Genomic DNA, 11,332 nt, shown 5'->3' with positions numbered 1-11,332 from the left:
TACCGGGAGGCTGATTTCAGGCAGCCTGAAGCCGACGCCCCGCCGACGATGACAAAGCAGCGAGTCAGAGGGTCCGGCGAACGCACTCACGAACGCCAATGTTCAGCCACAACGGCTCGCACCTGATCGGTCAGCGCCTTGGCCGCTCCGCTCCTGTAGCCGCCCTTTTTCCATAAGAGTCCGATACCTCGACGAGGGGTGGGATTCTTCAGCGCAATGGCCCGAAGCGTCTGGTTACGCGCCAGGCCGAGAGATAAGCGGGGCAAGACCGTGGCGAGGTTGCTCCTGCGCACGGTCGCCAGAATCCCCTCGATGGAATTCATTTCCACGATAATCTTCGGCTGAACGCCTGCCTGCTCAAAGCTCGCATCCAACAAGCGGCGCGTACAGAACATATTCGGCAGAAGAATCAACGACTCCTTCGTCAGGGCCGACAGGGACAGGTACCGACGCCGGGCAAACCGGTGCCTGGGGGAGGCGATCAGCACAAAGTCTTCTTCAAACAGCGGCTGGCTCTCGATGCGATCCGACACCACCGGCACGAACCCGATGCCGACTTCCAGCGACCCGCTCTTGACGCCGGCCTCGATGTCCGGACCGGACAGTTCGTCGAGCTTGAGCGACACCAGCGGATGCAGGGTCGAGAAGCGGCCGACGATCTCGGGAATTAAATAGGCATTCACGGTTTGGACGACGCCGACCGTGAGGGTCCCCCGCTGCAGCCCCTCTTCCTCGGCAATCGCCACTTGCGCCAGTTCCATCTCCCGCAAGGCCCGCCGGGCATGCTCGCGGAAAATCGACCCGGCTCGCGTCAATTGAACCGATCGCCCCACGCGATCGAACAGCGGCACCCCTACTTCCTGCTCCAACTGCTTGATTTGCGCCGACAACGCCGGCTGAGAAACCGGCAACCCTTCGGCGGCCTTGGTGAAATGCAGTGCATCGGCCACGGCGAGAAAATACCGGAGATGGCGAAATTCCATGCCGCGTTTTATCATAAATGGAAGTGATGATACTAATCAGAACAAACGCTTTGACGGCTCCTCCGGCCAGGCACTAGGTTGAATCAGGCGAGCGGTGCGGCAGATCCATTTAGAGAACGAAGGGACGAACACGTGCAGAGGACGACCGGGCTCATACGATCGATCCAGGTGGGGCTCCCGTCCAGTGAGCACAGCGACTGTGCGGACGATCCGGACTCAAAGCCTTGGACGACCGGGATGTTCAAGCGCTCTATCCCGGACCCGATCTGGCTCGGATCGCACAATCTGGCAGGAGATGGACAGGCGGATCTCGTCCATCATGGAGGCGTCGATAAGGCGGTCTGTACCTATCCGTCGGAACACTGGATGTATTGGCGCGGCATCCTGACCTCTCATCGACTTACCGGCGGTGCATTCGGCGAAAACTTCACGCTGGAGGGGCTCACGGAAGCCGATGTCTGCATCGGCGATGTCTTCTCCGTCGGCGCGGCCGTCGTGCAGATTTCGCAACCCAGACAGCCCTGCTGGAAACTCGCCCGTCGCTGGCAGATCACAGATCTGGCGGTACAAATGGAACGCACCGGCTTCACAGGCTGGTATGTCCGAGTGATCCAGGAGGGCATGGTCGAACCGGGTGGGCGGCTGCAGCTCATGGAACGCCCCTGCCCTGAATGGACCATCGCGACCGCCAATCGGATCATGCACCATGAACGGAACAACCTGGCCGCAGCCGAACGCTTGAGCCTCTGCCCATTGCTCTCCGCAAGCTGGCAGCACACCTTGCGGCAACGGTGCCACAGCCAGGCGGGGCCTGACCCGCAGCATCGACGATTCGGCGCTACCCATTCTTCGTCATCATCATTCTGAGGAGGTTTCCATGACGCGTGTGTTTCTCTCCGCCTGTACACTGACCATCGGCGCCACCCTCGCCCTGAGTTCCTGGTGTGCCGCTGAAAATACGACCACCATCAATATTCTCTCCCCGCGCAATGGCGAGACGGTCTCAGACACCTTCGACATCAAATATGAAATTCTGAACGCGCCGGCGGGCAATCACGCGCACGTCTACCTCGACGGCACGTACCAGAAGGGCTTTAAAGGTACCTTTACCAGCGTGGCCAAGGGGGAACATACGATCACGGTCAAGATCGCCGACCACGATCATAAGGACGCCGGAACCGCGACGGATAGCATTACCGTGAAGGTGGGAGAGTAGGACCGGGGTGCGTCGCGAGAAAAGCGATCGGGGAGGCGGCCACGATATCGCCTCCCCGCCAATAGCCTCCCTGCCTACTGCCCACCCTGGGTCGATGCGCGCGTCGAACTGCCCTGCAGGTCCATATCCATCAAGACCGGACCATTCGGGTTCTTCACATCGAGCCGGATCGGCATCCGGTCCGCCACCAGCTTGACCATCGGCACAGCCACGATATGCGGCGCCTTTTCCGACGGATTGGAATAGAGCGCGATACGGACATTCTTCGGGCGTTGGCTCGGCGCCACCTGGGTCATCAATTCCGAGCCCATGAATCCCACCAACATTCCACTCCCATCGGCAAGCTTGTGAATCTCGTAGGCATTTTCCGCGGGCGCCACGCGAGCGACGGCGAGATCCGGGCTCTGCGTCACTAAGGCCAGGCCTAAGAGCTTCGGCACGATGAATCCAAACGTGCCCGTCGGCGCTTGCGAAAACATCACTTGGGCGGTCGAAGCCCCGAGTTCAGCCACCCCGTTCTTGGCGCGCATCTGACGTCGCAACTCCGCTTCATTGCCGAGCCCCTCAATGATCACCGCCGCCGGCGCGGCTTTTTGCACCGGCAACACCTCGGTCTTGCCGCCCCCGCGGGCGGCGTTGAGGGGAGACGGGGCCAGACCGATGAGCAGCAGGCCGACCAGGCTTGGAGCCACGAGGTAGCGGAGCGGGACGCGGGGAATCGATCGGACGATGAAGTGACACATGGATGCTGGTCCTCCTGATCAAGCGATGTGTGTGAACTCGGAGGATTCTAAGAAGCTGCCGGTGGAAAATCAAACAGGAAGGACGTGAACCGGACAGACCCGGCGACACGCGACGGAGCCGTTCCCCCCTTCGCCCGACCGCTGCTCACGGATAAAAACTGATCCGTCGCCCGGCAATCGCCTGCGCCACAGACGTGAGAATCTGCTCCCGATCCGCCGGTTTCTCCAAACACTCCACCACACCCTGTTTGCGCAGCGAACTGGCCAGCTGCTCATCGTGGTACCCCGTCAACACGATGACCGGGAGGGAGGGGTATTGAGCGCGGAAATAGGTAATGGCCTCGACCCCGTTGATACGCGGCATCCGGATATCGCAAATGATGACATCGACCATCAACGGATTGTCGCCACTGTTCAAGACCTCGACCGCCCTCCCACCGTCCTCCGCCTCCTCGACGTCGTATCCCGCCTGTGCCAGCGTCATGCGGAGCAGGCTGCGAATGGAATCCTCATCGTCCACCACCAGTACCCGCCCCAGACAGACCTTCTCGTCTGCAACCAATCCGAACGGCCATGCCATTCCCATGGTGACCTCCCCTCGCCCTTCGCAGCGGGTTTCCTCTACACCATTCAATCGTGAAAGGAATGCAAGGAGAACGCCTGCAGCGCAGGCCTCATAAGGTCACGCCAAATCGCCTGGTTCACCATGGATGGATGACCAGGCATCCGGGGATCGATGAACGCGGGTGGTGGAAGCCCACCACCGGCGGTGCAAAAGCACCATCATTCTGTGGAGATGACATTGCGGGCACAAAGAGGCTGTTCGCACGATCCGTCGTTCGTGAAACGTCGCTGCTCTCTCGTCCGCAGAGGTACGTTTCACGTTTCACCTTTCACGTTTTACGCTTCACGGGCCACACTCGACTCACGTTCAAGCAACATCCGTTTGCGCTCCACACCCCAGCGATAGCCCGAGAGGCCACCATCGTTGCGCACGACTCGATGACAGGGAATGGCGACCGCCAATGGATTCGCCCCGCAAGCCCGCCCGACCGCTCGCATGGACTTGGGCGAACCGATGCGAGTCGCGATCTCGGCATACGTCGCCGTCGAGCCCGCGGGAATCCGCTGCAAGGCCTGCCACACTAGCTGCTGGAACGCCGTGCCCCGGATATCGAGCGGAAGGTTCAACCCTCGCCCCGGAGCTTCCACGAAGCCGACCACGGTTGAGACCAGGCCCTCAAATGCGGCATCCCCACCGATGAGGTTCGCCCGGGGGAACCGGTCCTGAAGATCCCGCGTCAACGCATCCGGATCCTCGCCCAGGAGAATGGCGCAGACCCCGCGCTCACTTTGAGCCACCAGAATCGCCCCCAATGAACACTGTCCCACCGCAAACCGGATCTCGGTCTGTGCACCCCCGGCCCGGTAGCGTGACGGGGTCATACCCAGAAGGGCATTCGACGTTTCGTAGAAGCGCCCGGAAGAATTGAACCCGGCCTCATAGAGCGCCTCCGTCACCGGACGATCATGCGCTAATTCAAACCGTACCCGTGTTGCGCGGTGTGCAGCGGCATATCCCCGCGGTGTCAGGCCCGTGACGGAGGTAAAGACCCGACGAAAATGGGACGGACTCATCCTCGCGCGTTGCGCCAACTCGTCGAGAGACGGCAGGTGCCCGGCCTGCTCAATATACCGGCAGATGGCGACCACCAATCCCGCTTGCCGATCAAGCGACGAGGGCTGATCAGGCCGGCAACGCTTGCACGGACGGAACCCGGCCTGTTCGGCATCCGCGCGGGTCGCGTGAAACCGGACATTCTCCCGCAGAGGCTGACGCGCCGCACAGGAAGGACGGCAATACACCCCGGTCGTCTTGACGGAATAGTAGAAGGTGCCGTCCGCGGCAGGATCGCGGGTCAGGATGGCCGCCCAACGCGAGTCCTGCCTGATGGTCCGGTTGATCCGTCGCGAAGTCGAGGCCGAGGAGGTCATAGGCACTCCGTTCACCTTGGCATGAGTCCCTACAGGGTAACAGGCAAGAACCCGCGCAACACTCCGAATCCTGCTGTCGAATTCGAGAAGAGCCCGGCTCCGCCTATTTTGTTTCGACGGCCGTGCCGTACACCTGCGTGCAGGCTCGCGAGAACAAAATGAAATACTGGAAATAGCCGTCGACCGTGACTTCGACCAGCGCATCCGCCAAGGGTTTCGTGCGAAGCGCATCCTCGACCGCATTTCTCATCTCATTGCCACCCGTCACCGGAATGAGGCCCAGCAGGTGATAGACACAATCCTGCCCGCGCACCTTGCCCAGTTCGGCATATCCGCCAGGAGCCAGCGGCTTGGTCGAAGGCGCGATGCCGCCTGGATGATGCATGCAGCCGGTGGTGAACGTCGCCGCCAACAGCACTGCACAAGTCCAGCCCCGGACCTGCCATTGCTTCGAAAGTCGTCTCGTCATCACGTGTCATTCCTTTCGTGTGCGCGGCCGCCACTGGCCACGCAATGTGATACCCACGTTGGGAGCACCATGGTTGTGATGTCTCTGAGGATCGGTACTGAGAGTGACCGGGCAGAGCAAACTATAAGAACGTGAATCGACATCTTGCACGTCTGCCGGAGCATCCTCAACCCTAAAACGCACGCGGCCAAGTGGATGACTGAATGTGCGACAGACAGCGAGCACCCCAGGTGAAACGGCGAACGCAAAGATGGACTGCCGAATCAGCGGAACTCACGCCGGAGAAAAAGCAGCGGGCTAATGAATTCAGGAGCACTAGCGGGGATTACAGGAATGCCGAATTTGTATGGTGAGTCGGCTGGGATTCGAACCCAGGACCCTCGCCTTAAAAGTTCGTTAAGTAGTATTTCTATAGCGGCTTGATCTCGCGAAGGTTTCCCCGGTTTTATCGACGAATCAAGATGTTAGGTCGCTTCCATCGATTCCACGATTTCTACTGAATGGAGTCCTTTTCAAAACTTTTTAGCACAAATTTAGCACACGCATATGGGGTGAACCCCTTCGCTGAGACAGTTTCCATCATTATGCTTCCCATGCTTATGCTGTTGAGAACGCTGAGCTTGGCTCGCGGAATCAATCAAATCCTTACATCCTTCTGTCTCAGCTCTCGCCCCTGGAACGCAAGTATCTCGGAATCTCACTACGAAGTGATTGCACCTTAAACCCTTGCGAATCTAGCTCATATTCTATTGTCCCATTCACCCGGGCCGCAACATGGTTGATGAATTCTTGAGCCGACTCTCGGAGCAACCCAAACCATCTTCCTTCAATAGCTTCTCTGACCCAAAGCTGCTCCAAGCATAATTTCTCTCGAACACATTCTGATCGTACCGAAGCCGATTCTAACCTGCGATAGGCGTCATAAAGCAACGTAGCAGCGGGCATTTCACGAACCTCTTGTACCTTGCTACCATTTTGGATCTCTTCCAATCCAACATAACGTCCGATCCCAAAAGCTCCGACCTCAAATTGCAATCGAGATATTATCTTAGAGAGACCCATAGGCACAGAATCTAAGCTGGAGGGGAGGCCTCGCTCAAACTTAAGACTTATCTTTCGACTGCTCTTAGCCCTAGGTTGCCGCGTCCAGGAGAATATTTCTTCAGGAATATCTATGTTCTCCGGATCATCTAGACTTCCATTCTCAAATTCCCTTCCCCATAGATTTGTATCGGAACTGAAGCGAGCATCTGTCCCTTTCCATCCTCCGCTGCATAATAAGCATTTCCTCTTTTCTTCCCTCGTTATAGTACTCTCCTCGAAAGGAGAGCCAAAAACACCTGCAAACTGCAAACTTTCTAATGCACCATTGAATCGGCGAAGGCTATTTTGCGTTACATTTGACGAATGCAACAGCACATCAATTTTTTCGCGGCACGCAACTTCCACTGCAACTTTTGCCATTAATGGCCTGCTTAAGGATGCACAGATCGGATGACCCCCCAGATAGTAACCCTGAGCTGGTATAGATGGCGCCACATATTCAGCGACAAACTCCTCACGTTTGTCGATCACGAGCGATTCTGCACCGAAATTTGAGCAAATCTCTCTAACAACGGAAAGGTCTAGATCACCGCCAAGGTCAATTGTTAGAGCGAATAGCTTCCCTATAGATTGCTTAGAAAGCCACCACAAAAGGAAACTGCCATCCAGGCCACCACTGTAAAGTAGTAGCACTTTAGAATGCGGCAAGAGCGTTCGCTGCAACTCCTCCAGGCTTTTTATCTTCACACCTTTCATCTCCCTGAACAAGTTGCTGGATAATGTAATTGGTTTGATGGAATAAAATACTTACTTTATCCAACGTAAGTGGGCGAAGAATTCCTCTAATGGCTTGGCTGGCAGCAACAGAATCAGCAGTTTGCTCTCTTAGCAAGATGTTGCGTATTCTAATGTCCACGTCCATAGCTGAAATCTTCTGTATCCATCTACCATCATCACCAAAATCTTGTTTGGAGTGAAGCAGGGCCCCCACACAATGCCCTACTGCCAAGTCAAAGAAGCTGTGGTCCATCATACTTTTGGCCGCTATAACCTCCTCAAGAGAAACTGAGAATCTTCTTTTCTTAAAGGAGACAGTGAAAAAATCTTCGGTGGATGTACTCTCATTAAGATGTTTAACCTCACTTACTTCCCAATATGCTGGCAGGGCAACTTTATTTGCCTGCGATGGTTCTAACTCAGCGATCAAGTCGGCCAAAAGTGGCAATGACTGGGAAAGGAATCCTTCAATATACCCGCACCAGAAATGACATAGTTTGTGAGTCTTTTCTAAATCATTCTCAAGGGTCAAAAAGCTATTTGTAATTTTGATCTTCCATGATGATGGCACGTCTTCGACAAGACACATTTCTCCCCAGCCACCCGTCCTATCCCAAAAGTCCCACAGCGCAATAAATACCTGTGGAGATGCTGGAACATACTTCTTGGGTCTCAACGTCTGATTGATGAGGTCCCCTGCTGCAGTGGAGCCCGCATTGACGCCTACCTTCTGAAGAAGTTGTGGGGTGAGTTCCAAGAGGATGGGAAGTAGAGTCTCAGTCCGAAGTATCACGTGTCTGACATTTGCTCGTTTTAAAACTCCATGCTCTGGATTCAACGACAAACCTGGGATGACAGACGACAGTTTTTCTCTGACGGCCTTAAAGAAAGGGTGAGAGGCATAATTTTGGACGAGATTAAAAAGCGAGCCAAATGTTTCAGCAGTAAAAAGCAAAAAGTTCTCAACCTTATTGATACGTTCTTGTGTGGTTGAATCAATCTCCTCATATACTCTGCCCAATTCTGATACCCCGAATACGGTATATTCCATTGACGGGCGTAAACTTGCGTCCGTGAATACTTTGGGAAGGTCCGTTGAAACTTTTGAGACTAGGTCCAATACTGAGTCAAACAGCTGGGGAGTATGCCGAGTCTGAAGCAACAACCTAAAGTCTGATACTTTTTGGAATTTGCTATCATCCTCCCGCAACTTGACCGGCAGGAGAATTTTCTCGTCGGCCAGATAAATCAAAATACGTATTTTTTGAGGGTCCATCCTGTGAAGGTTATAGGCTGTTTCATACTCGAGCTCCGTAATTGATTTCCCATCATAGTCCGGAAGTATTGTCCCATACCGGTGTCCAATGATTCCGAGATAGACTTGGCAGTTCTTTAAGTCAGAGATTGATTTATCGACCGCGTTTCTATCACTAGTGCCCATAATTTCCATAGAGATCTTGTGATAGTCACTCATTCTATCTAGATGCTTAAGTATGGCCTCTCTGTATTCAACCAGGTCACGATATGTTCCACTAACGAACACCCTTACCATTTTAACTCCTTTGTGAGTGTTCCATTGGGGAACCACTTTCCAATGTTTGCATCGCCTGCACTCGAACTCTTATGCAGAATGTCAAGAATCCGGCAGCCATCCACGCCAAAAACCAAACCCATGCCTTTAAGGGCAGCTGGATCATTAAGATAAGGCAGGCTGAAATCCCTGTTGTTCCAACAAGCTTTCCAAATGGCACAAGGAAAGGGCGATGCAATGTAGGCTTCTGGATTCTCAGAGCGATGAGATCAAGGCATACGATGCAGTACCCAAACAACACTGAGAGACAATATATTTCTACGGCCTCACGGGTGGAAAACCCGAGTATAAGAAATGCTAATAAAACAATCCCTGTCACGTAGGTTGTGACAGCCAAAGACACGGCAGGTTTCTCATTGGGCGAATTATCAGAGCATTCGTTAGCCATGGCATATCCCAAACGACTTTGCCTCAATAGCGTAGTCAGCAATACGCATGAGAAAGCTGACACTATGCCAATTCCAATACACTGCGCGGCCCATGGCTGCCCGATTAGAGTAACTGCTTTCGAAAGGGACGCACCCAATTCGATCTCGTCGGAACGCAACATGCCTGTCAAGCCCAAGCCCACTAGCAAATACATCAGTGTCGCGATGATAAGAGCATTTTTGATTGCGTATGGAATATCTTTTTGTGGCGCAATCGAATCTTGAGCCATTGCCGCTGCTGTTTCAAAGCCGGTAAAGGCATAAAATAGAGTTGCGGTGGCCGCAAGTACAAGGTTGACGTGTTGGAATGGTGAATATTCTGATGGCAATACAGGCCACCAATTGGATGGGTTCACGTGTTGAAACGCCAATGAAATGAAACCGAAGGCAATGGCGACATTGACACTCAATAAAACAGTTGCAAGACGTCGACTCCAGCGCAGTTCACGGCTTGCCAGGGCTATCATCAGCACAGCAATCGCGATAGCTAACCAATTTGAGCCTGATAGTGAGGCATGAAAGAGCTCTTTTAACTGAATATCGTAGCTGGAGAACAGGTTGTTCACATAGTCGGCCCAGCCAACAGCTAAAGCTATCATGCCGAATGGCGCGTAGAGACTCCACCCTGTCATGAAGGCAGGGAAATCTCCCATGGCATGCTTAGTGTACGTGTAGGCAGTTCCTGCGTGTGGATATATAGTCGATAGCTCCGCGTAACAAAGAGCAATGGGAAATGCAATCATTGCAGCAAGTAATATAGCTATGCTAACGCCTGGACCAACCCCAGGATGGCCCTCTGCAGTTGCCGCGGTGTCTCCAATGACAATAAAGATTCCGGCTCCGATTATTGAACCCAAGGCTAGAACTGTGAGGTCGTATCGATCTAGGACGGCATGAGGGTCGCTCGCGGCAGTGCCCCTATGTTTCAATTTCTGACCTCCCAAAGCCGCGCTAAGGTTAGTATTCAAGGACCGGGGCCATACTTAGTTGGGGTTCACCTATTTTTATAGGTGCAAAAATGCAGCCACTTTTTCGCCCCATTCTCTTGCAGGAAAAAGCTTCGGTTTTGATGGGGTTCCTTTCAGCGGTGTACCGAAAAGGATACGGCTATATCCTTTTAGATACGCATGCACGGCCGTTGGTCGGCGTCAGTGATTATGCAACCATTTTCGATTACGTGAAAGTGCGCTGTTCTTGTGGAGAGAGGGCCCCGGAAATTCGGACAGTGTGCTAAGTGGTAGCCTGGCTTCACCCACACCACCGAGCGGTGGTAGACGAGAGGAGCGAGGCAATGAAACGAACGAGACGAAATCACGGGGCGACGTTTAAGGCGCAAGTGGCCTTGGCTGCGCTCAAAGGCGACAAGACGCTCACTGAACTAGCCGAGCAATTTCGCGTCCATCCCACCCAGATCACCGACTGGAAGCAACAATTGCTGGCGCGCGCGGCGGAAGCGTTTGGCGGGACTACACCGACGGCGGACACGCCGGATCTCAAAACGCTTCACGCGAAGATCGGCCAACTGGCGCTGGAGAATGATTTTTTAGAAGGCGCTCTCACCAAGGCGGGCTTGCTGAGCGCAAAGCGATGATCGACCGAACTCACGCCCTGTCAGTCGTTCGACAATGTCAGCTGCTGAAGCTGGCCCGGTCCACCGCGTACTACCAACCAACACCGGTGTTGGCAGCGGAATTGGCCTTGATGCGCCGCATTGACGAGCTGCATCTGCAGTATCCGTTTGCCGGCGCCCGCATGCTGCGCGATCTCTTGCGGCAAGCGGGCCAGGCCATTGGAAGGCGACATGTGGCGACCTTGATGCGACACATGGGTCTGGAGGCCCTGTATCGCAAGCCGCATTTCAGCCGCCGACATCCGGCCCACACGATCTATCCGTATCTCCTCCGCGATCTGACGATCCGTCGTTCCAATCACGTCTGGGCGGCGGATATCACCTACATTCCGATGGCGCGGGGCTTCGTGTATCTGTTCGCCGTGCTCGACTGGGCCAGTCGCCGGGTGTTGGCGTGGCGGCGACGTCACCCCCGTCTTGAGTAGCGCCGCGATTTAGAGTCCAATCCCCCACGAG

Annotated in this window: 10 protein-coding genes and 1 pseudogene; 3 read left to right on the top strand and 8 right to left on the bottom strand. The window is 54.7% G+C overall.

Annotation, left to right across the window (positions count from 1 at the left end; translation table 11 throughout):
* Positions 1-86: 86 nt before the first annotated feature.
* A complete protein-coding gene (gene cynR, locus H8K11_15500; protein MCS6265157.1) occupies positions 87-983 on the bottom strand; it encodes a transcriptional regulator CynR in 897 nt (298 codons plus the stop codon).
* Between the two features lie 132 nt (positions 984-1,115).
* On the opposite strand from cynR, the gene H8K11_15495 reads away from it, so the two are divergent.
* Positions 1,116-1,850 (top strand): MOSC domain-containing protein, encoded by a 735-nt coding sequence (locus H8K11_15495; protein ID MCS6265156.1) that lies wholly within the window; start codon positions 1,116-1,118, stop codon positions 1,848-1,850.
* A 10-nt stretch (positions 1,851-1,860) separates the two neighbouring features.
* Positions 1,861-2,199: a hypothetical protein gene (locus tag H8K11_15490; protein MCS6265155.1), complete on the top strand. Its 339-nt coding sequence runs from the start codon at positions 1,861-1,863 to the stop codon at positions 2,197-2,199.
* A gap of 74 nt (positions 2,200-2,273) precedes the next feature.
* On the opposite strand, the gene H8K11_15485 is transcribed toward H8K11_15490, so the two are convergent.
* The 7 genes from H8K11_15485 to H8K11_15455 all read right to left on the bottom strand — a co-directional run bounded on the left by H8K11_15485 (position 2,274) and on the right by H8K11_15455 (position 10,103).
* Positions 2,274-2,942 carry a hypothetical protein gene (locus H8K11_15485; GenBank protein ID MCS6265154.1) on the bottom strand — a complete coding sequence of 223 codons (669 nt, stop codon included), beginning with the start codon at positions 2,940-2,942 and terminating at the stop codon, positions 2,274-2,276.
* Positions 2,943-3,087: 145 nt separating this feature from the next.
* A complete protein-coding gene (locus H8K11_15480; GenBank protein MCS6265153.1) occupies positions 3,088-3,528 on the bottom strand; it encodes a response regulator in 441 nt (146 codons plus the stop codon).
* A gap of 314 nt (positions 3,529-3,842) precedes the next feature.
* On the bottom strand, positions 3,843-4,937 hold the full coding sequence (ada, locus tag H8K11_15475; protein MCS6265152.1) for a bifunctional DNA-binding transcriptional regulator/O6-methylguanine-DNA methyltransferase Ada: 1,095 nt from the start codon (positions 4,935-4,937) through the stop codon (positions 3,843-3,845).
* A gap of 103 nt (positions 4,938-5,040) precedes the next feature.
* On the bottom strand, positions 5,041-5,406 hold the full coding sequence (locus H8K11_15470) for a hypothetical protein (protein ID MCS6265151.1): 366 nt from the start codon (positions 5,404-5,406) through the stop codon (positions 5,041-5,043).
* Positions 5,407-6,066: 660 nt separating this feature from the next.
* Positions 6,067-7,197 (bottom strand): argininosuccinate synthase, encoded by a 1,131-nt coding sequence (locus tag H8K11_15465; protein ID MCS6265150.1) that lies wholly within the window; start codon positions 7,195-7,197, stop codon positions 6,067-6,069.
* Complete coding sequence (locus H8K11_15460; protein MCS6265149.1) at positions 7,145-8,779, bottom strand: DUF4062 domain-containing protein; 1,635 nt, start codon at positions 8,777-8,779, stop codon at positions 7,145-7,147. The genes H8K11_15465 and H8K11_15460 overlap by 53 nt, the downstream gene beginning before the upstream one ends.
* Before the next feature lies 1 nt (position 8,780).
* Positions 8,781-10,103: an amino acid permease gene (locus tag H8K11_15455; protein MCS6265148.1), complete on the bottom strand. Its 1,323-nt coding sequence runs from the start codon at positions 10,101-10,103 to the stop codon at positions 8,781-8,783.
* Between the two features lie 434 nt (positions 10,104-10,537).
* On the opposite strand from H8K11_15455, the pseudogene H8K11_15450 reads away from it, so the two are divergent.
* Positions 10,538-11,277, top strand: a pseudogene (locus H8K11_15450) (IS3 family transposase).
* Positions 11,278-11,332 lie beyond the last annotated feature (55 nt).

The sequence above is a fragment of the Nitrospira sp. genome (genome assembly GCA_024998565.1).
Taxonomy (GTDB): Bacteria; Nitrospirota; Nitrospiria; order Nitrospirales; family Nitrospiraceae; genus Nitrospira_A.
This window is presented reverse-complemented; position numbering and strand designations above follow the sequence as displayed.